Below are 26,017 nucleotides of genomic sequence, written 5' to 3'. Positions count from 1 at the left end.
GGGGGTTGTCATGCGCGTACTCATCATCGGAGCGGGGACCGGTGGCCTGTGCCTGGCGCACGGGCTGAAGAACGCCGGCGTGGACGTCGCGCTGTTCGAACGCGACCGCACGCCGCGCAGCATGTTGATCGGTTACCGGGTCGGGATCAGCCCGGACGGCAGCAAGGCGCTGCACAGCTGCCTGCCGCCGGACGTGTTCGCCGAGTTCGTCCGCACCACCGCCCGGCCGCCGCGGCGGATCGTCATGCGGACGGAGAAGTACAAGCAGCTGCTGGTCGGCGACGTCGCGACGGACCGCGACGACAGCCGCAGCGAGAAGTCGGTCAGCCGGATCGCGATGCGCACGGCGTTGCTCGGCGGCCTGGACGACGTCGTCCGGTTCGACAGGACGTTCACGCACTTCACCCAGAACGACGACGGCACCGTCACCGCGTTCTTCGACGACGGCACGTCCGAGACCGGTGACGTGCTGGTGGGCGCGGACGGCGCGCAGTCCAGGGTGCGCAGGCAGTACCTGCCGGACGCCAGAGTGGTCGACACGGGCATCACGTCGATCGCGGGCAAGCTGCCGCTGACCGACGAGAACGCCAGGTTCCTGCCACCGCTGGCCGACGGCGGCATCACGTTGCTGTTCGGGCCGCACGGCGAGTTCGTGATCATCCACGTGATGCGCTTCGACGGCACGGGTGTCGAGGACGACTACATCATGTGGGGCTACGCGGCCTCGCACGACAGGTTCCCGGACATGAAGGACATGAGCCAGGCGGAGCTCAAGCAGGTCGTGCTGAACCTGACCCCGAAGTTCCACCCGCACCTGCGCAAGCTGTTCGCGCTGGCCACACCGGAGACCGTGTTCCAGATCAGGGTCCGCACGTCCGAACGGCCGCGGCCGTGGCAGCCGAGCAACGTCACGATGATCGGCGACTCGGTGCACCTCATGACGCCCGGCCGTGGCATCGGCGCGAACACGGCGCTGCGGGACGCGGAACTGTTGTGCCGCAAGCTCACCGAGGGCGGGAACGCCGTGCAGGCGATCGGCGAGTACGAGCAGGAGATGATCGAGTACGGGTTCCATGCCGTGGAGGCGTCGCGCGAGATGATGGACGGCAACAGCCTGATCCACAGGCCCGTGATCGGACGGGTCGCGGCGGCGTTCTCGCGGACGTTCCTGCGCGTGACCAACGCCGTGCCCGTGCTCAAGCGGAAGATGCTGGCCGAGGACGCGGCGGAGCGTGATCACGTAAGTTCTGACCATGAGGTTGTTCACGCCCGGTGAGGTCGTGGTGCGGCGTGAGGTGCTGCACGGCAAGGTCTGGTCGGAGATGCCGACGAGAGTGGTCGTCGACGAGCCGGGGCTGCTCGCGGTGTTCGTCGAGCCGGGCACCCGGCTGACCTACCCCGACCACCACCACCCGCACCCGTGGGACAAGCCCGAACGCGGCTTCTGGCGCGGTCACGGCAAGCTCATGCTGCACCGCCCGCAGGACGCCTACTCCGTCGACCTGTTCTGGAAGGGCGAGGGCAGGGTGTTCGGCAACTACTACCTGAACCTGCAGGCGCCCTACCGCCGCGTCGAGGACGGGTTCGAGACCCTCGACCACGCGCTGGACTACACGCTGGCGCCGGACGGCACCTGGGCGCAGCGCGACCTCGACGAGTTCGAGGAGCAGGTCGCCTCCGGCAAGTACTCCGCCGACGAGGCCGAAGCGATCAGGGCCGAGGGGCTCAAGATCGAGAAGATGCTGGCGTCCGGCGGGATCTGGTGGGACACGGCCTGGGCGGACTGGCACCCGTGAAGGTCCGGCCGCTCACGTTCGACGCGCTCGTCGCCGAGATCGTCCACCGGGTGTCCGATATCGAGGGCCGGGTGCGCGTCCTGATCGACGGCGCGCCCGCGGCCGAGCCGGGCAAGCTCGCGGACGCCGTCGTGGAACCGTTGCGCGCCTTGGGCCGCCCGGTGCAGCGGGTGTCCACTGAGGACTTCCTGCGACCGGCCTCGGTGCGGCTGGAGCACGGCCGCACCGACTCGTACTCGTACCGGCACGACTGGTTCGACTTCGGCGGCCTGCAGCGCGAGGTCCTCGACCCGGCGATGGACGGCAAGGTGCTGCCGTCGTTGTGGAACGCCGCCACGGACCGCGCCACCCGCGCCGAGTACGTCGACGTGCCGGAGAACGGGGTCGTGCTCGTCGACGGCACGCTGATGCTCGACCGGTGGCTGCCGGCCGAGCTCACCGTGCACCTGTGGCTCTCCCCCGGCGCTTTGAAACGCAGGACGGCCGAGGAGTGGACCCTGCCGGCGTTCGACGACTACGACCCGGTGGCCGATCTCTTCGTGCGCTACGACCACCCCGAACGGCCAGGTCTGGTCGAGTCGTGAACCGCTCCGCCCGCCGCGGACATACGTGGGGCAGAGAGGAGGGTCCGTGACCGACGAAGAACTCTGGGGGCAGGTCCGGGCCGGTGTGGGCGAGGCGTTCGGGCAGCTGTTCGAACGCCACGCCCAAGCCGTGTTCGCCTACTGCCTGCGCCGCACCGGTACGTGGGCGGTCGCCGAGGACCTGGTGTCCGTGGTGTTCATGGAGACCTGGCGCAAACGCACGTCCGTGACGGTCGAGGGGTCGCTGCTGCCGTGGCTTTACACCGTCGCCCTCGGCGTCACCCGCAACCACCAACGTGCCCGCACGCGGTACAAGGCCGCGCTGGGCAAGGTTCCGCCGCAGTACGCCGACGACGACCACGCCGATGACGTGGCACGGCGGGTGGACGCGGAGGCCAGGACTCGGGCGGTGATCGCCGAACTGGAGAAACTGCCCGCCGGGGATCGGGAGGTGCTGGAGATGTCCGCTTGGTCGGACCTGAGCCAGGCGCAGATCGCCCAGGTGCTCGGCATCCCGGTCGGCACGGTGAAGTCCCGACTCGCTCGCGCGCAACGCACCGTGCGTGGCGCACTGGTTGAGGAGGCACTGTGATCAAGCCCGACATCCCGCAGTTGGACCCCATGCGGCTCCAGGTCCGCAAGCACGCACTGCTGAACGAGATCAGGCCGAAGCCGTCCCGCCGGTGGTGGCGCTTCACGGTGCCCGCGACGGCTCTCGTGGCCGCCGTCGCCGTGACGCTGGTGTTGTGGACCCCGGCGAACCAGGACGCCTCCGCGTCGTGGACCGCGGAACCGCGGGCGCCCGGCGACCTGGCACCCGTGCTCGCGGACTGCGTGAAGACGCTCGACGACCACGACGCGCGAGGCGAGGGAGAGAGGCCGAACTGGCTGGCCCCCCGTGAGGTGTCGGTCGTCGACCAGCGCGGAGAGATGACGATGGTGCTGTTCACCGGTCCGCAGTCCGAGATGTTGTGCCTGCGGACGCCGAAGGGCGTCTCCATGGCCGGAAACGGGAACGCCGCGGGCCGCGAGCCGCTCGGCGACAGGCTGTTCGCCGACTTCGACCCGCAACTGGGCATTCAGGACGTGAACACCCGCAACAGCATGAACATCCTGACCGGACGGGTGAGCCCGAAGGTCGGCAAGGTGGTCATCGGCACCGAGGACGGGTTGGAGGTGACCGCGACCATCGGCAACGGCTGGGTCGTGGCGTGGTGGCCGAGCTCAGGCAAGCAGAAATACGTGAAGCTCTACGACGGAGCAGGCGGCGTTCTGCAGACTTCCCCGATTCCCGTCCGCGTTCGGTAGTCTGCGAGGCATGTGGCGGCCGGAGACCAGGCAGCGAGCGCTGTTGACGCTCGCGGTCTTCCTGCCTGCCCTCTACGCCTTCACGTTGTTCTCGTCGCCGATGGAGGTCGTCGCGGCCGTGACCGCGCTCGCCCTCACGTTGATCGTGGTCGTCGCGCTGGTGCCACTGTCGGTGGCGCCGGCGCGGTCGCTCTCGATCCGCGAACGAGCCCAGCGCACAGCACAACTGCGGCTGCGAAACCCTGACGCCGCAGGCAGGTCCCGTCCTCGAGCACCGGGATGCCGGACGTTCTGACACGTCCTGGCCCCTGACTCGATACGGAGAATTCCCCTTGTTCGCTGACCTGGGCGCTGCCCTGGCGAGCTTCGGCATGCCCGCGCTCGCCATCGTTCTGTTCACTGTCGTCGTGCGGCTCGCGCTGCACCCCTTCTACCGCGCGGCCGTGCGCGGGGAGAAGGCCAAGGCCAAGCTCGCACCCGAGATCCAGAAGCTGCAGAAGAAGTACGGCAAGGACCTGATGCGGTTCTCCGAGGAGTCGCAGAAGGTCTACAAGAAGAACGGTGTGTCGATGTTCGCGGGCATGCTGCCGATGCTCGCGACGATCCCGTTCTTCATGGTCATCTATCAGGTGGTGACGACGCCGAACCCGTTGCTGGACGGCACGTTGTTCGGCATCTCGCTCGGCACGCACTTCACGACCGGCTTCGCGTGGGTGTTCTTCGTGCTGTTCGGGCTGCTGGCCGTGGTCGCCTATGTGACCGTGAAGTGGCAGCAGTCGCGGATGACCACCACGCCCACGCCGGGGTTCATGACCGGGTTGATCAAGGTGCTGCCGTTCGGGACGATCCTGGTGGCCGCGTACCTGCCGCTGGCCGCCGGGCTGTACCTGCTCACCACGACGACGTGGACGATCGCGGAACGGGCGCTGCTCTACCGCATCCTGAGCTGAAGCTGGGCGACGAGCCGGACGAGCGGGTCGTCCAGATCGAGGCCGTCACCACTCTCTCTGGCACGCTTGAGCCGGTACCTCAAAGTGTTCGGGTGGACGTGCAGCCGGTCCGCCGCGGCGCGCACGTCACCCAGCGCGTCGAGGTAGGCCAGCAACGACTTCGCCAGTTCCGGGTCCAGTGCTTCGATCCTCGGGTCCCTGATGCGCGGATTGTCCTGGAGCAGAGCCAGGATCTCGCTCACCAGGACCTGGGAGCGGACGTCGGCGAGTGTCGCCACCTCGGCGTCGAGGTCGCGGGCCATCGCGTCCAGCACGCGTTCGGCCTCCTGGCGGGAGACCTGCGCGTCGTCCAGTGTGGACACCGTCGAGCCGACCGCCGCCTGGACCGCCGTGTGCAGGTGGCGGCGTGCGGTGGTGACGATCTCCCTGGTCAGGCTCAGGAGCTGGGCGTTCGGGGCGAGGTCCGGCAACAGCACGTAGGTGCGGCCGCCGGACTCGCTGACCAGCGCGCTGCGCCGGTATGCCGCCGCGTGCACGGAGATCAGGCCGGTCATCTCGGCGCGGCGGAGTTCGTGTTCGCTGCGGTCACCCTCGGCGCTGCGGACCGCGAACACCACTACGGCGGCGGGTTTCTTCGGGTCGGCGCCGATCTGGCCGGCGACGGTGGCGGCGTCCATGCGGCCGGTGAGCAGGGCGGCGAGGAGGTTCTCGCGGAACCTCGACGTCGGCTGGTTGCGCTGCTGGATCAGGTGCGGGGCCGTGACGCGGGCGGCGCCGAGCAGGGCTCGTTCGGCCTGCTCGGTCAGCGGCTGGTCGCCCTCCTGCACCCAGATCGCGCCGAGTGGCTGGCGGCCGGCGTGGATGCCGACGGCGATCCGCCTTCGGATGCCGAGTTCCGGGCGTTCGTCGATGCGGACGACCTCTTCGGACGACCTGAGCAGGTTGTAGACGCCCCACTCGCGCAGCATCTTCAGGTACGGCTCGGGACCCTGGCGTCCGAGGATCGACAGCCTGCGCAGCTCGTCGACCTCGTCGGACGAGCGGGAGTAGGCGAGCACGCGGCTCGCGGTGTCCTCGATGCTGACGATGCCGCCGGTCAGGGTGGCAATCGTTTGCGCGAGCGCGAACAGGTCGCCGAGGACCTCGCCGTCGTCGGTCGTGGTCGTGAGAACGCCCTTGGCGAGCGACTCCAGGTGGCCCCAGCGGACCTCCGGGCGGACTTCGAGCAACGCCACGCCCGCGTCCCTGGCCGCTTGGTCGAGCGCCTGCGACGACTCCTTGACCGCGACGGCCGCGGCCTTGGCCCGTCCAGCGGCCCTGATCAGCGGCAACGCGGCCCGGCCGCGGGCACCGATGAGCAGGGCGAGGTCTCCTGCCGCCACGTCCGGCGGGTCGTCCGGATCCATGATCACCACGTCGCGCACGTCCACCTCCAGGCCGTTGGGGGCGACCTGCAGTTCCACGAGCGGATCGCCCAGCGCGATAAGAATGTGGCGGAGGCTCGGCACTGTTCGATCGTACATCTGACCTGGTGAATCTTGGCGGTTCGCACAACCGAGGTCAGGTCGCCCGGACTTACGGTTTGCGTACCGACGCCGATTCAAAGAGGAGTCCGAGTGGACGCGGTCACCCAGGTTCCCGCCCCGGTCAACGAGCCGGTCCTGCAGTACGCCCCCGGCACCCCGGAGCGCGCTGAGCTGCAGGCCAAGCTGGTCGAGCTGCAGAAGGAGCCGCTCGATCTGACGCTGACCATCGGTGGCGAGCAGCGCATGGGTGGCGGTGAGCGTGTCGACGTCGTCCAGCCGCACAACCACCGCTCGGTCCTCGGCACCCTCGCCGGCGCGACCCAGCAGGACACCACCGACGCCCTGCGTGCGGCCCGTGAGGCTGCCCCGGCGTGGCGCGCGATGTCGTTCGACGACCGTGCGGCGATCATCCTGCGTGCCGCCGACCTGCTGGCCGGCCCGTGGCGTCAGACGCTGAACGCCGCGACGATGCTCGGCCAGTCGAAGACCGCGATCCAGGCGGAGATCGACGCGGCGTGCGAGCTGATCGACTTCTGGCGCTTCAACGTGCAGTTCGCCCGCACCCTGCTGGCCGAGCAGCCGATCTCCTCCCCCGGTGTGTGGAACCGCACGGACCACCGCCCGCTCGAAGGTTTCGTCTACGCGATCACGCCGTTCAACTTCACCGCGATCGCCGGCAACCTGCCGACCGCGCCCGCGCTGATGGGCAACGTGGTGCTGTGGAAGCCGTCGCCCACCCAGTCGTTCGCCGCGCACCTCACCATGCGGCTGCTGGAAGAGGCGGGCATGCCGCCCGGCGTCATCAACCTGCTGCCCGGTGACGGTCTCGCGGTGTCCGAGGTGGCGCTGAGCTCCCCCGACCTCGCGGGCATCCACTTCACCGGCTCCACCCCGACGTTCCAGAAGCTGTGGGCGCAGGTCGGTTCGAACATCGCGAACTACCGCTCGTATCCGCGCATCGTCGGCGAGACCGGCGGCAAGGACTTCATCCTGGCGCACCCGTCGGCCGACCCGGACGTGCTGCGCGTCGCCCTGATCCGCGGTGCTTTCGAGTACCAGGGCCAGAAGTGCTCCGCTGCGTCGCGTGCCTACGTGCCGCGCTCGGTGTGGAACAAGATCAAGGACCAGTTCCTGGCCGAGGTCGACGCGCTGACCTACGGCGACGTCACCGACTTCTCGAACTTCGGTGGCGCGGTGATCGACCGCCGTTCGTTCGACAAGCTGTCGGGCGTGCTGCAGGCCGCCCGCGCGGACTCCTCGCTGGAGATCGCCGCCGGTGGCACCGCGGACGACAGCGACGGTTTCTTCGTGCGGCCGACCGTGCTCGTCGGCTCCGACCCGACGAACTCCGTGTTCACCACCGAGTTCTTCGGCCCGGTGCTCGCGATCCACGTGTTCGAGGACGCGGACTACCTGACCGTGCTCAAGCAGATGGAGAGCGCGGCGCCCTACGGTCTGACCGGCTCGATCATCTCCCGTGACCGCGCCGCCGTGGCGCACGCGCAGGAAGAGCTGCGGTTCGCCGCCGGCAACTTCTACGTCAACGACAAGCCCACCGGTGCCGTCGTGGGCCAGCAGCCGTTCGGCGGCGGTCGCGCGTCCGGCACGAACGACAAGGCGGGGTCGGTCCACAACCTGCTCCGCTGGGTCAGCCCGCGCTCCATCAAGGAGACCTTCGCGGCGCCCACCAACCACCTCCACCCGCACCAGGGCTGATACCCAAGCCCTCCTGAAGTGAGGGGAACGTCGTTGAGCCACAAGCACATCGACGTTCCCCTCACCTCTCACACCCCGAGGACGTGAACCTATGTTGCGCTCCAGCCTTCTTCTGGCGTCCCGCAGCGCGGGTGCCCGCAAGCTCGTCGAGTCGACGCCGCTGACCCGGCCCGTCGTCGAGCGGTTCGTCGCCGGTGCCGACGTCTCCTCCGCGATCCGCGCGACCGCCGAGGTGCTCGGTGACGGTCGCCTGGTCACGCTCGACCACCTGGGTGAGGACACCTTCGAGGAGTCGCAGGCCAACGCGACCGTCGAGGCGTACCTGACGCTGCTGTCGAGGCTGGAGTCGCAGGGACTCACGCGGGGCGCCGAGGTGTCGGTCAAGCTGTCGGCCGTCGGCCAGTCGCTGGCGATCGACGGCGAGAAGATCGCACTGGAGAACGCGCGGCGCATCTGCACGGCTGCCGCCGTCGTCGGCACGACCGTGACGCTGGACATGGAGGACCACACCACCACGGACTCCACGCTGGGCATCCTGCGTGAGCTGCGGATCGACTTCCCGTGGGTCGGCGCGGTGTTGCAGGCCTACTTGAAGCGCACCGAGCAGGACTGCCGTGACCTGGCGTACGCCGGTTCGCGCGTGCGCCTGTGCAAGGGTGCGTACCAGGAGCCTGCTTCCGTTGCGTACCAGGACAAGCACGACGTCGACCTGTCGTACGTGCGGTGCCTGAAGATCCTCATGGAGGGCGAGGGCTACCCGATGGTGGCCTCGCACGACCCGCGCCTGATCGCGATCGCCGCCGACCTGGCGTCCGCGCGCTCGAAGGACACCTACGAGTTCCAGATGCTGTACGGCATCCGGCCCGAGGAGCAGCGCCGCATCGCCGCCGAGGGCAACCGCATGCGCGTGTACCTGCCGTACGGCGACGAGTGGTACGGCTACTTCATGCGCCGTCTCGCGGAGCGTCCGGCCAACGTGGCGTTCTTCGCCCGCTCGCTGCTCACCAAGAGCTGAGCTCCTCGACTGTTTCGAGGGCGAACTGCAACTTCACCGGCTCGCCTGCCCCGCGGAGGATCTCGACCGCGCGGCGGGTGAGCCGGAGTGCTTTCTCCGTCCCGTACCTCGTCTCGGCGCAGAGCCGGCCGTAGATCGTCAACGCGTCGGCGTAGTCGGCGTGCACGTCGAGCTCGAGGCCGGCCATGTGCCACAACACGACCGCGATGTGCGCGGTGTTGCGTGCCTCTTCTTTCCGTTCCGCGGCACGGAGTCTGCACACGTGGCGCTGCAGGGCCGAGAGGTAGACGGTGGGCGCCGTCCTCGGTCGCAGCGCCCGGCAGATCTCGACCGTGAACTCGGACATCCCCACCGCGCGGACGTGGTGGTCCGATTCGGACAGTGCGCGGGCCGTGTTCTGCAGCGGTGGCGCCAGTTTCGCGCCGAAGAACTCGATGAGCTGCGACGGCAGGCGGTGGCAGACGTCGAGGCACTCGTCGGCCGTGGTCATCGCCTCACCGTCCTGGCCGAGCAGGAGCTGCTGCTCGACCAGCGTCGCGAGGGCGATCACGAGGTCCGCCTGGTTCCGGACGAGGTCCTCGGCGACCAGTTCCCGGTACACCTCGACGGCCTCCTCAGCCGCGCCGACGTCACCCACGACCTTGGCGACGTTGAGCAGGGCGGCACCCAGGCCCTTGCGGTCGCCCGTCTCGCGCCAGAGCATGACCGCTTCCCGTGCGGTGAGCGCGGCGTCGATGTCGCCGGCCAGCTCCAGCAACGCCTGGCTGCGCCGCGTCAGCGCGTCGGCGAGTTCGGTGCGGAACGTCTCGGGGTGGGCGACGGCGAGACGGCGGAACAGGTCCACGGCCTCCTTCAACGTCTCGTTCGCCGCCTCGGCTCTGTCCAGGTCGACGAACATGGCGCCCGCCGTGACGAGGTTGCGGGCGAGCTCGGGTTCGAAGCGCGGGTCCTCCTGCGCGACCACCCTCCAGTTCGCGATGGAGAGCTGCATCGAGTCGGCCGCGTGCTGCCTGTTGCCCTCGACGTGGAAGCGGCGGGCCATCACGGCGGCGACCCTGGCGAAGTCGGCGCGGAAGAGCGCCGGGTGGTTCTGCGCGAGCTCCTGGAAGAGCAGGGTGGCGCGGCTGATCGCGGTCATCGCGTCCTCGTCGAGGCCGAGCGCCTGGTAGCGGTAGCTGATCTGCTCCAGGGCGGCCGCGAGGTGCGGAATGGTCTCCGGGTCGTCCTCCGCGATCTCGCGCCAGAGGTCGATCGCCTCCTCCGAGACGGCGAGCACCTCGTCGTTGCGCTGGGCGTTGATCAGCCTTAGTCCCAGGTCGCCCAGCGCGTCCGCGAGCAGCGGCCGGTTCTCCCGGTCCCGTGCCGCGAGCTCGCGGTAGCACCCGACCTCGGCCTGGGAGGCCTCGACGGACTCTTGACGCAGGCCGCACAACATCGTGCGGGCGCTCAGCATCCCGTACATCTCGGCGCGTTCGAGGAGGTCGTCGGCGCGCTCGAGCAGGCGGCGGGTGAGGATCGACGGGATCGCGTCGGTGGCGAACCGCTCGTCACGGAAGACCTGCCGGGCGATGGTCTCCACGGTGGCGGTGGACCCGATCTCCGCGGCGATGCGGAGGCTGTCGCGGGCCATGTCCCGCACGATCTTCGGGTTCCCCGTGACGAGCTCGTCGAGCCTGGGACTCAGCGCCGGCCACCTGTGCGCGGCGCGTGCCAGCAGGTCCGGGTCCGGGGTGTCCGGGGTGGCGACCGCCAGGTAGTCCTCGGCGATGCGGCCGGTCTTGCGTCCGCCGTCGCGCTTGAGGAGCTGGCGGACGAGCTGGGTGCGGTTCACGTCGCACGGATCACCGTGCACCGCGGTCAGCGCGGCCATGTGCAGGTCGAGGACGGTCTCCTGGGCGATGTTCGGCGGCGGCTCGTCCGGGGCCGTGACGTCGAGCTGCTTGGCGAAGTGCTGGCAGGCGAGCGTGAACGACTCCTCGCGGTCTTCGAGCGTCGCGGCGAGTTCGACGGCCATGACCTCGTGGTCGAAGTCCGCGATCCGCTGGCGGGTGGACGACCACCACCAGCCCGTGGTCCGCGCCGCCAGCAGCACCCGCGTGCGCGCCGGCCCGTGCCGCAGCGTGTCCTGCAGCAGCAGGAAGACGTCCTGCCAGCGGAGCCGGTCGGCGTCGTCGATCACCAGCAGCCTGCCGTGCGCGGCATCGTCCCAGCACTCCTCCTGGAACTGCTGGAGCAGCCTGGTCTTCCCCGCGCCCGCCTGGGCGTGCAGCAACAGGGACGCCTGTGGCGCGGGGCTGTCGCGCCAGAGCGTGAGGGTGTGCAGCTCGGATTCTCTGCCGTGAAAGGGGACCACCTGCTGGGTGGGATCCAGCAATGCGGCAACGCTGAGTGCTCGGTCCACCGTTTCATAGTCGGTCGCTGGTCAGCCCAGGGGTAGCAAGACCACACCATCGTGGCCTTTTCCCGTTTTTCCTTCACCCCAATGTCTACTGGCTTGGAGAAGGTCCAACAGCTACCTGGATGGCCCCGGTTTCACTCTGGACTGAAATTGTCAGACCTCCCCGGCACAATCCGGGATGTGCTGGTCGCCCTCGTCATCGACGCTGACGGCGCCGGCCGGTGGCAGAAGCTGCACGACGACGGGACTCCGGCGGGTCCCGCGATGACGGCTTCGTCGCCGGCCGCCGCCGTCGCGTCGCTGGAGCGCGCCCACAGACCGCGCTGGGTGTGGGCGGACACGTCCGAGGTCTACCCGGTGCTGCTCACCGCCGGGGTGCGCGTCGACCGGTGCTGGGACCTGCACCTGACCGAGGCGTTGCTGCTCGGCGCGGAGGGCCGCCACCGTGAGCCGAAGGAGCTCGCGGGGGCATTGGCGCGGGTGCTTGGGCTGCCCGCTCCGGCCGACGCCGGGCCGGCCAAGAAGGACGACGCGCTGACGTTGTTCGGGCCGGAGCCGGTGGTGCTGCCGGGCGACACCGACCCGCTCGTCGCGTTGTCACTGGTTTTCCGCGCACAGCAACGGAACCCGGCGCTGGGGCTGCTGATCGCGGCGGAGTCGGCCTCGGCGCTGGTGGCCGCGGAGATGACGCACCACGGGTTGCCGTGGCGGGAGGACGTGCACAACCGGCTGCTGGAGGAGGTCCTCGGGCCTCGACCGGCAGCCGGCCGGCGGCCGAAGTTGTTGCAGGACCTGGCAGACCAGATCCAGGAGGCGTTCGGCGGCCGGGAGATGAACCCGGACGCACCGGCCAGCATCGTCAAGGCGTTCGCGCGCGCCGGCATCGAGGTGCCGTCCGCGCGGCGGTGGGTGTTGAAGAAGGTCGACCACCCCGCGGTGAAACCGTTGCTGGACTACAAAGAGCGCGCCCGGCTATGGGTGGCACATGGCTGGTCGTGGCTCGACACGTGGGTCGAGGACGGGCGGTTCCGGCCGGACTACGTCGTGGGTGGCGTCGTCACCGGACGCTGGGCGTCGCGAGGCGGAGCCGCGTTGCAGATCCCGCGGCTGATGCGGCAGGCGGTGATCGCCGACGACGGCTGGTGCCTCGTCGCGGCGGACGCGTCGCAGCTCGAACCGCGGATTCTCGCTGCCCTGTCAGGGGATCCGCGGCTGACCGAGGTCTGCGGGGACGACGATCTCTATGCGGCACTGGCGGAGGACTCGTTCAAGGGCGAACGGCCGCGGGCGAAGATCGCGATGTTGTCGGCGATGTACGGCGGCACCTCTGGTGAAGCCGGGCCGCTGCTCGCCGTGCTGCGCAAGAGGTTCCCGGTCGCGGTCGGGTACGTGGAGGACGCCGCCAGGGCCGGCGAGCAGGGCCGGATGGTGCGCACGCGGCTGGGCCGCACGTCGCCGACGCCGTCCGCGGCCTGGCAGGAGCTGACCGGAGGCGCCGACGAGTCCGGGGAGTCGTCGAGCTCGTCGCGGCAGGCGGCACGCAACTGGGGGCGGTTCACCCGGAACTTCGTGGTGCAGGGCAGCGCGGCGGACTGGACGGCGGCGTTGCTGGGCGTGCTGCGCACCAGACTGCCCGCCGACGCGCACCTGGTGTTCTTCCAGCACGACGAGGTGCTGGTGCACTGCCCACGTGCCGACGCCGACGCCGTGGTCGAGGCGATCGCCGAGGCCGGGCGCGAGGCGACCCGGCTGCTGTTCGGCGAGACATCGGTGCGCTTCCCGATGAACGCGGTGCCGGTGACCTGCTACGCCGACGCGAAATAAGTCCGAACGAGACGGTTCGCCCCGGGCCGTTGGTCCGAACGGGCGATTGCTCTTACGCCGTGAGAGCGCTCTCATAAATGGACTGCACCCGTGACAAGGAGGTCACTCGCGCATGAGGCAACGCCGCCGCATCTTCGCGGCCACGACAGCTCTTATTGCCGCGGTACCCCTGGCGATCGTCGCCATGTCCGCCAACGCTGCTATCCCACCCCCTGCCCCGGGATGGACGCAGGTGTGGGGTGACGACTTCAACGGTTCGAACGGATCGCTGCCGTCGAGCGCCAACTGGATCATCGACACCGGCCACGGTTACCCCGGCGGACCTGCCAACTGGGGCACCGGCGAGATCCAGAACTACACGAACAGCACGAACAACCTCAAGCTCGACGGCAACGGCAACCTGCGCATCACCGCCCTGAAGGACGGCGGAGGCAACTGGACGTCGGCGCGCATCGAGACCCAGCGCTCGAACTTCAAGCCGGCGGCCGGCGGCAAGCTCGCCATCGAGGGCCGCATCCAGATGCCGAACGTCACGGGCCAGGCCGCCCTGGGCTACTGGCCCGCGTTCTGGACCCTCGGCGCGCCGTACCGCGGCAACTACTGGAACTGGCCGGGCATCGGCGAGTTCGACATCATGGAGAACGTCAACGGCATCAACTCCGTCTGGGGTGTGCTGCACTGCGACGTCGCTCCCGGCGGTGCCTGCGGCGAGTTCACCGGCATCGGCAACTCGCGGACGTGCCCCGGCGCGTCCTGCCAGTCCGCCTTCCACACCTACCGCTTCGAGTGGGACGACGCCGCGAAGACGTTCACGTGGTTCGTCGACGGCCAGGCCTACCACCAGGTGACGCAGGCCCGTGTCGGCGTCAACGTCTGGAACGCGATGACGTCACACGCGGGGCACTTCATCCTGCTCAACCTCGCGATGGGCGGCGCGTTCCCGAACGCGCTGAACAACAACCAGCCGACCCCTGTCGCGGCCACCCAGTCCGGGCACTCGATGGTCGTGGACTACGTGGCCGTCTACTCGGCTGGCGGCACCACCCCGACCACCACCACCACGACCACGACGTCGAACCCCGGCGGTGGGGGTTCCGCGTACAGCGAACTGCAGGCGGAGAACGCTTCCGAGCGGTCCGGCGGTTCGGTGGCGCCCGGTGATGGCGGTTCGGGCGTACACCAGATAGCGAACGGCGGCTTCCTGAAGTTCTCCGGCGTCAACTTCGGCACCGGACCCGCCCGGCAGTTCTACGCCCGCGTGGCCTCCGGAGCCGGAGGCGGCGTGAGCGGGCTGGTCGAGGTGCGGCTCGGGTCGCGCACGGCCGCGCCGGTCGGATCGTTCGCGGTAGGCAACACGGGTGGCTGGGACGCGTGGAGAACCATCCCCGCGAACATCTCGAACATCTCGGGCACGCACGACGTGTACGTGACGTTCACGAGCGGCCAGCCCGCGCCCTACGTGAGCGTGAACTGGGTGAAGTTCGGAACCTGACCCTGGGTTCGCTGCCCGCCGCGCTCGTCCGCTAGGATGGCATCCGCAAGACGCGGATGATTAGCTCAGCGGGAGAGCACTACCTTGACACGGTAGGGGTCACTGGTTCAATCCCAGTATCGTCCATCCGAGAACGGGCCCGGTCACTTGACCGGGCCCGTTCTTGCTGTCGCGAGGTACCGTCGGCCTGTGTATGCCGAACGTCCCGCTCCCGCGGGTCTGGCCTGCCTTTGGACGCGCACGGTGTCGTCGCCGACCGTGCAACGCGTGGTGCCGGACGGTTGCACGGACCTGATGTGGATGCCTGCGTCCGGCACGTTGTTCGTGGCCGGTCCGGACACTTCGGCTCAGCTCGCCACGGTCGCTCCCGGCACGTTGTACGGGGTGCGGCTGCCACCCGGAGCGTTCCCGTCGGTGTTCGGTGTGCCCGCGCACGCCGTCCGCGACCTGCGGGTGCCGCTGTCCGAGCTGGTTCCCTCGGCCCGCCTTGATTCCTTCTCCGACATGGTGTCGTTCTGCGCTTCGCGGGTCGTCGTCGATCCCGCCCTGGCCGCCACCGCGTCGTTGCTGCGGTCTGATGACGTCGGTGCGGTCGCGTGGGAGATCGGACTGAGCTCACGTCAGCTGCGGCGGCGGTGCCTGGACGCGTTCGGCTATCCGCCCAAGGTGCTGCAACGGGTGCTGCGGTTCGACACGGCGCTGCGGCTGGCATGGAACGGTGTGCCGTTCTCGGCCGTGGCATTCGAAGCGGGTTACGCGGACCAGGCGCACCTGGCGCGCGAAGTGCGTGCGCTGGCCGGCGTACCCCTGGGTCAGCTGATCCGGCCGTAACGGCGCAGCGTCAGCAGTGCGTCGACCGTGGCGATGGAACGCCACTCGAAGTCCACGATCGGCGTGAAGGCGGGGAAGTCGAAGTTCCAGCCGCCGTCCTCCTGCTGACCGTTCTGGAGCTCGTCGAGGTCCTTGCCGAACTCGTCATCGGTGAACCACGCGCGGGCGAGGCTGGTGGGCTTCTGCGCGTACATGTGCAGCTCCAGGCCTTCACCGTCGGCATACCCCTCGGTGCTCGGCTTGAGGTGCCTGAGCCTCTCGGCGGCCAGCTCGGCCCTGGCCCGATCCGGCACCTCGTCCAGGAACATCACCGCTGCCCGCAGCTCGTACGGGTGGGTGTTCTCCAGCTTCTCGATCTCCCGCCAGCAGTACTCCGTGGCCCTGTCGAGCCACGGGGCCGTTGCCCCGAGTGCGAGGAGGGCGGCGGCGATCTGGGCTGTCAGGAGGAGTCCGCCCTGGTCGTCGGCGGCGACCCACGGCGCCTTGGGGTGGTCCTTCGAGGTGGACATGCCGAACGGGACACTCCCGTCCGGGCAGGTGCCGCTCAGCCAGGCCAGGATCGATTCAGCGTGTTCGGGGGCATTGACCTCGCCGAACATCTGGAGTGCGCGCAGAGCGTGCAGCGGCTGGCTGGTGGGCCCACGGTGGTCAGGCTCAAGGCCGTGCCCATAACCACCGTCGTCGTTGCGGTAGGCCAGCACCGCCTGGACCACGTGTTCGGCGCTTCCGCCGTCGAAGGCGTGCTCGAACCAGCGTTGTTCCAGCGTGCGGGCGTTGTGCCAGAGGAAGGTCCTCGCTTGCTCGATCATGTCCTCGAACCTATGCCGGTCAGGGTGCGGGGTCTTGAACGAATCGGCCATGTGACCTGATCAGCTGATTCGATCCGCTCCAACGGGAACCGGTCCTATGCGAAAATCCTCTGACAGGGGTGTGGAGTTCTGAGGGGAGCTGGCCAGGATGCTGATGTTCGACGCACTCGTACCCGTGAAGGCCGCCGGAGCCGTCGGCAAGGGTGTCGGCGCAGCCGTGGGCGCCGCGGCAGGCGCAGGCGCTGGCGGAGTCGCGAAGTTCAGCGTCGACCCGGACCAGGCGCAGAAGATGATCGACGGCCTCAAAGAGGCCCTTCGGCAGCTGCTGAAGCTGCGGAATGACGGCGAGAGGCTCCAACTCGCCGGCGCCCCCGGCCCCGATCCCTACAGCGGCTACGCGACGCTCGCGATGCGCACGACCGCGGGTAGTGAGCCCGGCGGTTACCTGTGGGCGAACGAACAGGCCCAGAAGGCGCTGGAACAGACCATCAAGAACATCGAGAAGGCCCTCGCCGAGTACCGGGCCACCGACGAAGCGGCACAGACCGCGATGAAGGGCTGACACGATCTTGAAGCGCATGACTGCTCTGCTCACCGCCGTGCTCGCGTTCGGCGCACTGGCCGGGTGTACGGGAAACACCACCGGCGGCACCCCCACCACGCCCAGCGAGACCGGCGCTGGGAAGACGAGCAGCACGCCCACGTCCGCCGAGTCGCCGTCGGGCCTCAGCATCGCGAAGTACGTGAGTAAGCCGTGCGACATCCTCAAACCCGATCAGGTGGCGACGCTCGGATCCGTCAAAGCAGGCGTGGCAAGCACCAAGCAGCTCGGCCCGGTGTGCGTCTGGGACGGAACGGATCCGATCAAGAACTCGAGTTACGACATCAGCGTGACCGAAGGCAAAGACTTCGAAGCCATGAACGAGAACGCCAAAAAGAACGGGGTCTACGTCGAGAAGAAGATCGATGGCGTGCGAGTCATCTCCACCGATTCAACCGACGGAGCGATGTTCTGCCTGACCTCGGTCCAGGTCTCCAAGACCGACTCGGTCACTGTGCAGATCGCCAGCGCCACGGATGAGCGCGCAACCAAGAAGCCGTGCCCGGAGACCGAGCGGGTCGCGCAACTGATCATCACAAACCTGAAGGGGTAGCGAGATGGCTGGGGACGAGCCGAACATCACCGGTTTCGCCATTCTTCCCTTCGCGGGTGGTGAAACGATCTACAAGTGGTTCGAGAACGGCAGCGGTCCGAGCCAGAGCACCTCGATCACCTCGCAAGGCTGGCGTGATCTCTCGAGCGGCCACGGAGATGTCGCTCAGCTGATCGAGAAGGCCGTGCGCGATTCAGGTGCTGCCTGGGAGGGCTCAGCCGGCGACTCGGCGCGTGGCGGGACTTCACCGCTCGCGACGTGGGCCACGGTCACGGGCGATTCAGCTACTCAGGCGGGTACGACCGCCGACACCGTCGGCGACGCGTACGTCAACGCCAAGAACTCGATGTCGAAGCCGCCGACCGTGCCGGACAAGCCGTTCCTGAACGACTTTCGTCCGTGGGACACGGACTACGACAAGGCGCTGGAGCAGAACCAGCAGGTCAGCGAGCAGAACATCCGGGCGTTCAACCAGTACGCGGGCGCCGTCAACGCGAGCATGAGCAACCAGCCGACGTTCATCGCGCCGACCGCCACCGACGGGAGCGTCCAGGAGGGACCGCCCGACGGCAAGTACAAGATCGACGAGGTCGGCCCCAGCGGCAAGAACCCGCCGCCGATCGGCAGCAATCCCCCGCCCGGCACTGGCGACCGCAACGGTGGCCAGGACGGCACGGACCAGTCCGGCTGGAGGCCGCCGGGCACCGGCGGTGGAGACGACACCGGCAAGGCCGGCGTCGACGACGGCAGGTTCACTCCTCCGCCCACCGACATCGGCCGCCCGCGGCCCGACATCGGCGTCCCGACCGTGCCGCCGGACGGCGTGTACAACCCGAACGACCCGCGCAGGCCTGGCGGTCCGCTCGATCCGAACAACCCGCGCAGGCCCGGCGGTCCGCTCGACCCCAACAACCCGCGCAACCGTCCCGGCGGACTCAACGGTCCCGGTGGCGGCGGTGGTGGCGCCGGCGGCGGTCGTGGTGGCGGCGGGGGCGGTGGTGGTGGCCTCGGCGGCGCCGCGGCGGCCAAGGGCATGGGTGGACCTGGCGGTATGGGCGCCGGCTTCGGTGGCGCGGCCGGTGTCGCCGGTGACGGTCGTGGTGGAGCCGGTGGCTTCGGGCCGTCCGGTGCCGGCGCCGGCGCCGCGGGTGCTGCCGGTCGTGGTGGCGCTGCGGGCATGGGTGCCGGAGGTATGGGCGCCGGTGGCGGTCGTGGTGAAGGCGCGGAGGACGCGGAGCACAAGTCCGCTTCCTACTTGCAGGAGACCGAAGACATCTTCGGCGATGGAACGATGGTCGCTCCGCCGGTCATCGGCGGATAAGGGGGAAACGTGCTGCGGAGCAGGGTCGCCATCCCTGTCACGGCGCTCTACCAGGCGTGGCAGGCCGCGGGCCTGCCGACGATGCACCGTGCGCTGCTCGCTCAGGTCGACTTCGACGAGGAACTCCTCGAGTCGGGCGACGTGAGCGAGCTCGAACGGTTGCAGCGGTCGGCATGGGCGCAGCTCGAGCAGTACGGGCTCGCGCGCGGCGGCCAGATCCACCCGGATCTGACGAACGCGCTGCGGCTCGTGGTCGAGGCCGGCGTGGAGTACTGGGCGTTCTTCAGCCTGAAGGACGGCCCGCAGCAGAGCGTGCTGGTCGTGTCGAACGGCCAGGACGCGCTGCGGATCCTGCTCACGCCGGACCAGCAGTTCGTGCTCGAACCGGTGCGGGCGGAGGAGGCGCCGCAGGCGTTGGTCGGCGCACTGCCGCCCACGCCGGCGGGCAGGGGCAACCCGATCACGCTGTCCGAGGAGGCGCTGCGGCAGAAGCGGCAGCCGTCCTATGAGGACACCGGCTCGTTCATGCAGCAGAGCAGGCCGACGAGCACGCCGGACGACCAGCTCGTCGCGCAGCTCAACGAGATCATGAGCCAGCCGCGCACCGGCGGCGGTCAGGTCTTCTCGGCCAAGCGCGACCACCTGGGCCGCAAGCAGCGTTGCGTCAACCCGCTGACGTACATCGACACGCCCAGCGGGCGGTACCTCGCGGCCAAGAGCGACGGCTGGCTGCGGGTGCAGCCAGCCGACTTCGGCACGCTGACGCGGATGACCGCGACGATGCCGTAAAGACGGTCAGGAGAACCGCAGCGCGTCCGGCCCCAGGTCGGCCGGGCTGCGGTGACCCGACAGCCCGAGCGTCAGGTCGAAGTCCGCGAGCAGGCTGCGCAACACGTGCCGCACGCCGACCTGGCCACCGTGCGCCAGCCCGTACACGAAGGGCCGCCCGACCATCACGGCCTTCGCCCCCAGCGCCAGCGCCTTGACGATGTCGGCGCCCGTGCGGATGCCCGAGTCGAACAGCACGTCGACCTGCTCCCCCACCGCCTCGACGATGGACGGCAGCGCGTCCAGCGACCCGACGGCACCATCGACCTGACGCCCGCCGTGGTTCGAGACGACGACACCGTCCATTCCGTACTCGACGGCCTTGCGCGCGTCGTCGGCGTGCTGGATTCCTTTCAGGACGATCGGCCCGTCCCAGTGCTCGCGCAGGAACGCCAGCTGGTCCCACGACTTGTCGGTGCCGGTGAACAGCTGCACCCACCGCAGGATCGCCATCGGCAGGTCCTCCTCGGGCGACTTCTGCAGCCCGGCACGGAAAACCGGGTCGCTGAACGGAATCGCCGTGCCGACCGCCCGCAGGAACGGCAGGTAGGCCTGGTCCAGGTCGTGCGGCCGCCACGCCAACGTCCACGTGTCCAAGGTGACGACCAGCGCCGTGTAACCGGCCTTGCGCGCCCGGTCCAGCAACGACGCACACACGTCGAGGTCGTTCGGCCAGTAGAGCTGGTACCAGCGCGGGCCGTCGCCGGACGCTTCGGCGACCTCCTCGATGGTGTGCGAGGAGGCGGTCGACAACACCATCGGCACCCCGAGCTCGGCGGCGGCCCGCGCGGTCGCCAGCTCGCCGTCCGGGTGCAGGATCGACTGCACGCCAACGGGTGCGAGCATCACCGGCGCCGGCAGCTCCGTACCGAGGACCGAAACACCCAGATGCCGTTCGGTCGCGTTGGTCAGCATGCGCGGCACGATCCGCACCCGGTCGAACGCCTCACGGTTCGCCCGCACGGTGGCGCCCGAACCCGCGCCTCCCGCCACGTACCAGAACGGGCCCGGTCCCAGCCTGTCGCGCGCGGACTGCTCCAGCGCTTCCGGGTCGGTGGTGAACGGTGGCACGGCGCCGCCGAGCCCCTGCAGGTAGATCTCGTTCTGGTACGCGGCGAAGGAGGTCATGCCGCCTACTTTGCTACGAAGCGAGCTGCACTAGGAAGAACTCGTTGCCGAAAGGATCGCTGAACCAGGTGGCCCGATCACCCCACGGCATGGTCTCCGGTTCCCCCTTCACCGTCACCCCCTTCGCCACGAGACCGGCGACGTCGCCGTCGATGTCGTCCGTGATCAGCGAGATTCCGCAGCCCATCGCGAACGACACGTTGGGCGTGTCCGCCTGCGACAGCGCGAACGCCGTCTGGGCGCCGGGAGGAGCGACAGTCAGCCAGCGCATGCCCGCCTCGTTGCTGTCCTGCCGCTTCTCCCAGCCCAGCACGTCCACGTAGAAGCTCGCAGCCTCGTCGAGATCGCGGACGTTGATGGTGGTCGAGTGCACATGAGTGATCATGCGCAGAACGTTAGGCGCGCGCCCCCACCGGACGCTTCTTCAAAACCGCTCGCCTGGGCCAGCGCGACTCCAGCCAGATCGCGATCGGTGCGGCGGTGACCACTGTGGACGCCGTGCCGGCGATGAGACCGATCAGCAGTGCGATCGCGAAGTTGGCCAGGGAGCCGTCGCCGAGCACCAGCAACGCCGACAGGACGAAGAGCACGCCCAGGCCGGTGTTCACGGTGCGCGGCACGGTTTGGACGACCGCGTCCGAGACCACGTCCGGGTACGACGCCTTCAAGCGAGACCCACGTAGTTCGCGGAGACGGTCGAAGACGACGACCGAGTCGTTGACCGAGTAGCCGATCACGGTCAGCAGGGCCGCCAGGAACACGCCGTCGGCCGTCTTGCCCATCCACGCGAACACGCCGACGAGCACGAGGACGTCGCTGAGCAGCGCGGCGACCGTGGCGACGCCGAGACGCCAGTCGAAACGCACGGCCAGGTATCCCAGCTGGGCCGCTACGGCGATGGCGAGACCGATGATGGCGTTGCGGCGCAGTTCGGAGGACAGCGACGGGCCGATGAGCTCGTTGCTGGACTGGCTGGCGCCGCCGTCGACGGCCGAGGAGACGACCTCGCCCAGGCGGGCGGACGTGGCGTCGTCGATCGGGGCGGTGCGCAGGGAGACCTCGTTGCCCGACGACGAGACCACGACGTCGGCGAAGCCCGCGTCGGCCAGGGCGGTGCGCACTCGGCCGGGGTCCACGGTGCCGCCCGCGGTGAAGTCGAGCATGCGGCCGCCGGTGAACTCGACGCCCAGGTTCAGGCCCCGCGCGAAGAGACCTGCGATGGCCACGAGCACCACGGCACCGGCGCTGATCAACCACAGCGACGGGCGGCGGTACAGCACGACGGACAGGCGCCGGCGGACGAAACCGAGCGTGTGCAGACCGCTCAGCCGAGGCCGCTTGGTGACGAACCGGGTGCCGAGTGCCCACACCACAAGCACGCGCGAGAGCACCAGTGCGCTGAACATCGACGCCAGCACACCGATGGTCAGGGTGACGCCGAAGCCGCGGACCGGGCCGGTGGCCAGCCAGAACAACAGACCGGCTGCCAGCAGCGTCGTCACGTTCGAGTCGGCGATCGCGCTCAGGGCGCCACGGAAACCGTTCTCCGAGGCGCGCCGGAGATTGGGTTTCCTGGCGTACTCCTCGCGCGCCCGTTCGAAGATCAGGACGTTCGCGTCGACCGCCATGCCGATCGCCAGCACGAAGCCGGCCAGGCCCGGCAAGGTCAGCGTCGCCCCCACCGCCAGCAGCCCGGCGTACGCGACGCCCGCGTAACCGACCAGTGCCACCACGGCCAGGAATCCGGCCAGCCGGTAGGCGAACATCAGGAACAGCGAGGTCAGCGCGATGCCGATGATGGCGGCCTTGGCGCTGGCCTCGATGGCCTCGGCGCCCAGGGTCGCGCCGACGGTGCGCTGTTCGATCACCTCGACCGGCACCGGCAGCGCGCCGGAACGGATGACGAGGGCGAGCTCCTTGGCCTCCGCCTGGGAGAAACGGCCGGTGATCGTGGTCGAGCCGCCCGCCTGACCGGCGCCGCAGGGCGTGTCGAGGCTGACCTCGGGAGACGAGATCGTCTTGCCGTCCAGCACGAACGCGATCTGCCGGCCGGGGGTGCCGGACGGCTCGCAGGCCGCCTCGCCGGTCACCTTCTGCCACTTCGCCGGGGCGTCGCCCTGGAACTGGATGTTGACCACGAAACCCGCGCCCTGCGGGTTGCGCGTGGACTGCGCGTCGGAGATGCCCTCACCGGTCATGACGGTCTGGCCGCCCCGCTGCACCGTGAGCTGCGCGGTCTGGCCGAGGACCTTCACGGCCTCCTGCGGGTCCTGGACGCCGGGCAGTTCGACGACGATGCGGTTCTCGCCGGAGCGGGCGATCACGGGTTCGGCGACGCCCAAAGCGTCCACGCGGCGCCGCAACACCTCCATCGAACGGTCGGCGGCGTCGGCGTCGCCCTTGGCTTCCAGGACGATCTGGGTTCCGCCCCGGAGGTCGAGGCCGAGACGGGGATCCGTGGTGAGCAGCAGAAAAGCGGATGCGACGAGGACCCCGAGCGCTATGAGTGCACGCACGAGGAGCCCTCGTCGCGCGTTGTCGCGCGACATGGGTGGGAAGACCTTCCGGAGTAGGTTGCTGGAAAAGGGATTCAGCGACCGGAAGGCGGTGAACGAGCGGGCTGGGGCGTCCAGCGGAGACCCTCGGGCGTGCGGTGCACGCGCCGGGCGAAGGAGACGGCGAACCGCATCGGCATCGCGGGCTTCGCGACCGGCGGCACGTCGGAGGGCACCTGGGCCTGCGGGACCTGGGCGGCGTTGGGGTTGTGCGGCTTGGGCGCGGTGACCGGCAGGTTCGCGACGTCGTGGCCGTGCTGGACGACGGAACCGGACGTGACGGGCTCGGCGGGCGCGGCGACGATGAACAGCTGTCCGAGGAACAGCAGGAACGCGAGCGCGACCGCGTTGCGACGCATCACCGCTTCCTGCCTCCACCTACGTAGACGAGCGCTCCCCCCACGACAGCGCACAACCAGGAAAGCACAAGTGGCTGCATCGTCGTAGCCCCGAAGAACAAGGCGACGGTCCAGCCGAGCAGGACCAGGGCCGAAACGGCGAGCAGGGACACCGTCACGGCGAGCTTGCGCAGGCTGAAGAGCAGCGTGAACGGCCGCAGCCGCAGCGCCACGACCAGGCAGCACAGCACCAGCGCGCCGGTGAAGAAGCCCAGGTAGGGCGTCGGCCGGGGCATGCCGGCGATCAACCCGAGTAAACCGCCGCCGATGAGCAGCAACGAGAGCGTGCGCAGCGAACGCCACACCTGCACCTTGTTCAACTGCAGCGGTGCGGGCTTGGCCGAACGCCGCCGTCGCACGGTCGTGAGGTTCGCCTTGGAGTCCGCGTCGGACGGATCGAGCTTGATCGCCGAGCGGTACGCGTGCTCGGCGGTGCCCCAGTCGCGCAACCGCAGGGCCGCGTCGCCGAGCACCTGGAACGCCCGCGCCTCGGTCGGCGCGAGCTGGGAGGCGTGCAGGGCCGAGTCGAACGCCTCGACGGCGCCGTCCGGGGCATCGGCCAGTACCTCGGCGAGCACGACGTAGCAACGCCAGTCGCCGGGCTTGCGCCGCACGGACTCGCGTGCCGCGACCGCCGCCTCCTGGTGCCGGCCGAGGTCGCTCAGCGCCAGGGCCGCCAGTCGCTGGGGCCAGGCGGGCTCGCCGTCGAGGACCATCGCGCGCTTGGCCGAGTCGAGGGCCTGGTCCGCCTCACCGAGGTCGAGGTGGGCGGCGGCGAGCCGGCACCACGCCTCGGCGTGCCGAGGGTTCGCCGCCACGAGGGGCCGCAACAGGTCGATCGCCTGCCGCGGCAACCCCTCGGCGGTGAGGTCGGCGGCTCGTAAGAGCACCGCTGTCATCGGCTCGGACACGCCGCACAGTGTGACAAAGCGCCTCCGGCCCCCGAACGGGTGACCTCAGCGAGCCGTCCCGAACCAGCGGGCCAGCGCCCCCTCCAGGCCTGCCTGGTCCTCGCCGACCCACGCCACGTGCCCGTCCGGCCGCAGCAACACCGCGGGCGCGTCCACGTCCTCGGTGACGTCGATGACGTGGTCGACCCGGTCCGCCCAGCCGCCGGCCGACAACGTCCCGGCCTGGTCGAGCAGGATGCCGCGACCGGCGTGCATCTGGTCGTAGAGCCCGCCACGCTTGAGCGCGAGGTCGCCGATCCGCCGTCCCACCAGGTCGTTGTCCGAGCCGAGGTCGTACCGGACCGAGACCGCGATGATCTTCTCGATCAGGTACCGGTTGACCTCCTCGAACTGCACGAGCTCGGTGAGCAGCCGCCGCACCGCCTGCGGCCCTGGCTCGACCTTCATCAGCTCGATCTGCGCGCGGGTGTTGTTGAGCACCTCCTCGGCCACCGGGTGCCGTTCGGCCTCGTAGGTGTCCAGCAACCCCTCGGGCGCCCACCCCTGCACCGCCGCGGCGAGCTTCCAGCCCAGGTTGAACGCGTCCTGCACGCCGAGGTTGAGCCCCTGGCCGCCGGTCGGCGGGTGGACGTGCGCCGCGTCGCCCGCGAGGAACACGCGGCCGGACCGGTAGCGCTCGGCCTGCCTGGTGGCGTCACCGAAGCGGGACATCCAGCGCGGCGAGTGCACACCGAAGTCGGTCCCGGCGATCTTGACGAGCTGCTCCTTGAAGTCGTCCAACGACGGCATGACCGTCCGGTCCTCGTTCACACGCTCCGCGGGCACGATGACGCGGTACGTCGCGGTGCCGCCGATCGGGCCGATGCCGAAGCGCTTCTGCGTCTTGCGGACCTCCAGCATCAGCGGCAGCGCCTCCTCCCACGGGATGCCGATCTCCATCTCGCCCAGCAGCGTCTCCACCCGCGACGGCTCGCCGGGGAAGTCGATGCCGGCCAGCTTCCGCACGGTGCTGCGCCCGCCGTCGCACCCGACCAGGTACCGGGCCCGCAACGACGTGCTGTCCGCCAGGTCGACGGTCACGCCGTCGTCGTCCTGCGCGAAGGCGGTCACCGTGCTGCCGCGCCGGATCTCGGCGCCTGCCTCGACGGCGTGTCCGGTGAGCAGGCGTTCGATGTGCGGCTGCGGCAGGCCGAGGACGACCGGGTACTTCGTGTCGAGCCGTTCCGGCGCGGGCTTGTCGATGCCCGCGAAGAATCCGGCGAGCGGGTGCGTCGTGCCCGCCTCCAGGAACCGATCGGCGATGCCGCGCTGGTCCAGGACCTCGATGCTGCGAGCGTGCAGGCCGAGCGCCCGGACGACCTTCGTCGGTTCCAGGTCGCGTTCCAGCACGACCACGCCCACGCCGTGCAGCCGCAGTTCCCCAGCCAGCATCATGCCGGTCGGTCCACCGCCGGCGATGATGACGTCGATCAT

General features: G+C 69.5%; 25 protein-coding genes and 1 tRNA gene. 17 read left to right on the top strand and 9 right to left on the bottom strand.

Annotation, left to right across the window (positions count from 1 at the left end; all coding sequences use genetic code 11):
• Window positions 1-10 precede the first annotated feature (10 nt).
• The 7 genes from BLR21_RS27775 to BLR21_RS27745 are packed head-to-tail and all read left to right on the top strand — an operon-like array spanning window position 11 to window position 4,638.
• Window positions 11-1,276, top strand: coding sequence for an FAD-dependent oxidoreductase (locus tag BLR21_RS27775; protein WP_090010181.1), 1,266 nt, complete (start codon window positions 11-13; stop codon window positions 1,274-1,276).
• Window positions 1,254-1,796 carry a ribonuclease FAU-1 family protein gene (locus tag BLR21_RS27770; protein WP_090010179.1) on the top strand — a complete coding sequence of 181 codons (543 nt, stop codon included), beginning with the start codon at window positions 1,254-1,256 and terminating at the stop codon, window positions 1,794-1,796. Before BLR21_RS27775 ends, BLR21_RS27770 begins: the two co-directional genes overlap by 23 nt.
• Entirely contained in the window at window positions 1,793-2,380 is a 588-nt protein-coding gene (locus BLR21_RS27765) for a nucleoside/nucleotide kinase family protein (RefSeq protein ID WP_090010561.1), read from the top strand. Before BLR21_RS27770 ends, BLR21_RS27765 begins: the two co-directional genes overlap by 4 nt.
• A 46-nt stretch (window positions 2,381-2,426) precedes the next feature.
• Window positions 2,427-2,972, top strand: a complete 546-nt coding sequence (locus tag BLR21_RS27760; protein ID WP_176929818.1) for an RNA polymerase sigma factor — start codon at window positions 2,427-2,429, stop codon at window positions 2,970-2,972.
• On the top strand, window positions 2,969-3,688 hold the full coding sequence (locus tag BLR21_RS27755) for a hypothetical protein (protein WP_090010173.1): 720 nt from the start codon (window positions 2,969-2,971) through the stop codon (window positions 3,686-3,688). The genes BLR21_RS27760 and BLR21_RS27755 overlap by 4 nt, the downstream gene beginning before the upstream one ends.
• 10 nt (window positions 3,689-3,698) lie before the next feature.
• Window positions 3,699-3,983, top strand: coding sequence for a DUF6412 domain-containing protein (locus BLR21_RS27750; protein ID WP_090010168.1), 285 nt, complete (start codon window positions 3,699-3,701; stop codon window positions 3,981-3,983).
• A gap of 37 nt (window positions 3,984-4,020) precedes the next feature.
• Window positions 4,021-4,638, top strand: a complete 618-nt coding sequence (locus BLR21_RS27745; RefSeq protein ID WP_090010166.1) for a YidC/Oxa1 family membrane protein insertase — start codon at window positions 4,021-4,023, stop codon at window positions 4,636-4,638.
• Here the strand turns inward: BLR21_RS27745 and BLR21_RS27740 are convergent.
• Window positions 4,620-6,146, bottom strand: coding sequence for a PucR family transcriptional regulator (locus BLR21_RS27740; protein WP_256334977.1), 1,527 nt, complete (start codon window positions 6,144-6,146; stop codon window positions 4,620-4,622). The two genes, BLR21_RS27745 and BLR21_RS27740, sit on opposite strands and share 19 nt — an antisense overlap.
• A 108-nt stretch (window positions 6,147-6,254) precedes the next feature.
• Here BLR21_RS27740 and pruA point away from each other — a divergent pair, with 108 nt between their 5' ends.
• Both pruA and BLR21_RS27730 read left to right on the top strand, forming a co-directional pair.
• The gene (gene pruA / locus BLR21_RS27735; protein ID WP_090010160.1) at window positions 6,255-7,880 is read left to right on the top strand and encodes an L-glutamate gamma-semialdehyde dehydrogenase; all 1,626 of its coding nucleotides are present in this window, start codon (window positions 6,255-6,257) and stop codon (window positions 7,878-7,880) included.
• Window positions 7,881-7,971: 91 nt separating this feature from the next.
• On the top strand, window positions 7,972-8,895 hold the full coding sequence (locus BLR21_RS27730; RefSeq protein ID WP_090010158.1) for a proline dehydrogenase family protein: 924 nt from the start codon (window positions 7,972-7,974) through the stop codon (window positions 8,893-8,895).
• On the opposite strand, the gene BLR21_RS27725 is transcribed toward BLR21_RS27730, so the two are convergent.
• Window positions 8,882-11,296 (bottom strand): tetratricopeptide repeat protein, encoded by a 2,415-nt coding sequence (locus BLR21_RS27725; protein WP_143027894.1) that lies wholly within the window; start codon window positions 11,294-11,296, stop codon window positions 8,882-8,884. The genes BLR21_RS27730 and BLR21_RS27725 overlap by 14 nt on opposite strands.
• A 177-nt stretch (window positions 11,297-11,473) precedes the next feature.
• Between BLR21_RS27725 and BLR21_RS27720 the strand changes: the two genes are divergently transcribed.
• From BLR21_RS27720 to BLR21_RS27705, 4 genes are all read left to right on the top strand, one after another.
• Window positions 11,474-13,117 (top strand): bifunctional 3'-5' exonuclease/DNA polymerase, encoded by a 1,644-nt coding sequence (locus BLR21_RS27720; protein ID WP_256334976.1) that lies wholly within the window; start codon window positions 11,474-11,476, stop codon window positions 13,115-13,117.
• Between the two features lie 112 nt (window positions 13,118-13,229).
• Window positions 13,230-14,609, top strand: a complete 1,380-nt coding sequence (locus BLR21_RS27715; RefSeq protein WP_090010149.1) for a carbohydrate-binding protein — start codon at window positions 13,230-13,232, stop codon at window positions 14,607-14,609.
• 54 nt (window positions 14,610-14,663) lie between these two features.
• A tRNA-Val gene (locus BLR21_RS27710) sits at window positions 14,664-14,735 on the top strand.
• A gap of 63 nt (window positions 14,736-14,798) precedes the next feature.
• Window positions 14,799-15,440, top strand: coding sequence for a DUF6597 domain-containing transcriptional factor (locus tag BLR21_RS27705; RefSeq protein WP_218130974.1), 642 nt, complete (start codon window positions 14,799-14,801; stop codon window positions 15,438-15,440).
• Here the strand turns inward: BLR21_RS27705 and BLR21_RS27700 are convergent.
• Entirely contained in the window at window positions 15,422-16,249 is an 828-nt protein-coding gene (locus tag BLR21_RS27700; RefSeq protein WP_090010558.1) for a hypothetical protein, read from the bottom strand. The two genes, BLR21_RS27705 and BLR21_RS27700, sit on opposite strands and share 19 nt — an antisense overlap.
• Before the next feature lie 148 nt (window positions 16,250-16,397).
• Here BLR21_RS27700 and BLR21_RS27695 point away from each other — a divergent pair, with 148 nt between their 5' ends.
• The 4 genes from BLR21_RS27695 to BLR21_RS27680 are packed head-to-tail and all read left to right on the top strand — an operon-like array spanning window position 16,398 to window position 19,513.
• On the top strand, window positions 16,398-16,811 hold the full coding sequence (locus tag BLR21_RS27695) for a hypothetical protein (RefSeq protein WP_090010146.1): 414 nt from the start codon (window positions 16,398-16,400) through the stop codon (window positions 16,809-16,811).
• Between the two features lie 16 nt (window positions 16,812-16,827).
• Window positions 16,828-17,403 (top strand): DUF3558 domain-containing protein, encoded by a 576-nt coding sequence (locus BLR21_RS27690; protein ID WP_090010143.1) that lies wholly within the window; start codon window positions 16,828-16,830, stop codon window positions 17,401-17,403.
• A gap of 4 nt (window positions 17,404-17,407) precedes the next feature.
• A complete protein-coding gene (locus BLR21_RS27685) occupies window positions 17,408-18,724 on the top strand; it encodes a PPE domain-containing protein (RefSeq protein WP_090010140.1) in 1,317 nt (438 codons plus the stop codon).
• Between the two features lie 9 nt (window positions 18,725-18,733).
• Window positions 18,734-19,513 carry an ESX secretion-associated protein EspG gene (locus BLR21_RS27680; RefSeq protein WP_090010137.1) on the top strand — a complete coding sequence of 260 codons (780 nt, stop codon included), beginning with the start codon at window positions 18,734-18,736 and terminating at the stop codon, window positions 19,511-19,513.
• 6 nt (window positions 19,514-19,519) lie between these two features.
• Here the strand turns inward: BLR21_RS27680 and BLR21_RS27675 are convergent, their stop codons facing one another.
• The 6 genes from BLR21_RS27675 to rox form a co-directional block, all read right to left on the bottom strand.
• Window positions 19,520-20,680, bottom strand: a complete 1,161-nt coding sequence (locus tag BLR21_RS27675) for a lactate 2-monooxygenase (RefSeq protein WP_090010134.1) — start codon at window positions 20,678-20,680, stop codon at window positions 19,520-19,522.
• A 13-nt stretch (window positions 20,681-20,693) separates the two neighbouring features.
• Window positions 20,694-21,065, bottom strand: coding sequence for a VOC family protein (locus BLR21_RS27670; protein ID WP_090010131.1), 372 nt, complete (start codon window positions 21,063-21,065; stop codon window positions 20,694-20,696).
• A 10-nt stretch (window positions 21,066-21,075) separates the two neighbouring features.
• A complete protein-coding gene (secD, locus tag BLR21_RS27665) occupies window positions 21,076-23,196 on the bottom strand; it encodes a protein translocase subunit SecD (protein WP_338061073.1) in 2,121 nt (706 codons plus the stop codon).
• 74 nt (window positions 23,197-23,270) lie between these two features.
• Window positions 23,271-23,594 (bottom strand): hypothetical protein, encoded by a 324-nt coding sequence (locus tag BLR21_RS27660; RefSeq protein ID WP_143027892.1) that lies wholly within the window; start codon window positions 23,592-23,594, stop codon window positions 23,271-23,273.
• Window positions 23,594-24,544, bottom strand: coding sequence for a tetratricopeptide repeat protein (locus BLR21_RS27655; RefSeq protein ID WP_090010123.1), 951 nt, complete (start codon window positions 24,542-24,544; stop codon window positions 23,594-23,596). Before BLR21_RS27655 ends, BLR21_RS27660 begins: the two co-directional genes overlap by 1 nt.
• Before the next feature lie 45 nt (window positions 24,545-24,589).
• Window positions 24,590-26,017: a rifampin monooxygenase gene (gene rox / locus BLR21_RS27650; RefSeq protein WP_090010120.1), complete on the bottom strand. Its 1,428-nt coding sequence runs from the start codon at window positions 26,015-26,017 to the stop codon at window positions 24,590-24,592.

This window comes from Lentzea albidocapillata subsp. violacea (genome assembly GCF_900100275.1).
Classification (GTDB): Bacteria; Actinomycetota; Actinomycetes; order Mycobacteriales; family Pseudonocardiaceae; genus Lentzea; species Lentzea violacea.
This window is presented reverse-complemented; position numbering and strand designations above follow the sequence as displayed.

Coding starts and splice junctions, on each gene's coding strand:
- BLR21_RS27775 (WP_090010181.1), top strand. CDS start 11: ATGCGCGTACTCATCATCGGAGCGGGGACCGGTGGCCTGTGCCTGGCG.
- BLR21_RS27770 (WP_090010179.1), top strand. CDS start 1,254: ATGAGGTTGTTCACGCCCGGTGAGGTCGTGGTGCGGCGTGAGGTGCTG.
- BLR21_RS27750 (WP_090010168.1), top strand. CDS start 3,699: ATGTGGCGGCCGGAGACCAGGCAGCGAGCGCTGTTGACGCTCGCGGTC.
- BLR21_RS27730 (WP_090010158.1), top strand. CDS start 7,972: ATGTTGCGCTCCAGCCTTCTTCTGGCGTCCCGCAGCGCGGGTGCCCGC.
- BLR21_RS27715 (WP_090010149.1), top strand. CDS start 13,230: ATGAGGCAACGCCGCCGCATCTTCGCGGCCACGACAGCTCTTATTGCC.
- BLR21_RS27700 (WP_090010558.1), bottom strand. CDS start 16,249: ATGATCGAGCAAGCGAGGACCTTCCTCTGGCACAACGCCCGCACGCTG.
- BLR21_RS27695 (WP_090010146.1), top strand. CDS start 16,398: ATGCTGATGTTCGACGCACTCGTACCCGTGAAGGCCGCCGGAGCCGTC.
- BLR21_RS27690 (WP_090010143.1), top strand. CDS start 16,828: ATGACTGCTCTGCTCACCGCCGTGCTCGCGTTCGGCGCACTGGCCGGG.
- BLR21_RS27685 (WP_090010140.1), top strand. CDS start 17,408: ATGGCTGGGGACGAGCCGAACATCACCGGTTTCGCCATTCTTCCCTTC.
- BLR21_RS27675 (WP_090010134.1), bottom strand. CDS start 20,680: ATGACCTCCTTCGCCGCGTACCAGAACGAGATCTACCTGCAGGGGCTC.
- BLR21_RS27670 (WP_090010131.1), bottom strand. CDS start 21,065: ATGATCACTCATGTGCACTCGACCACCATCAACGTCCGCGATCTCGAC.
- BLR21_RS27660 (WP_143027892.1), bottom strand. CDS start 23,594: ATGCGTCGCAACGCGGTCGCGCTCGCGTTCCTGCTGTTCCTCGGACAG.
- rox (WP_090010120.1), bottom strand. CDS start 26,017: ATGATCGACGTCATCATCGCCGGCGGTGGACCGACCGGCATGATGCTG.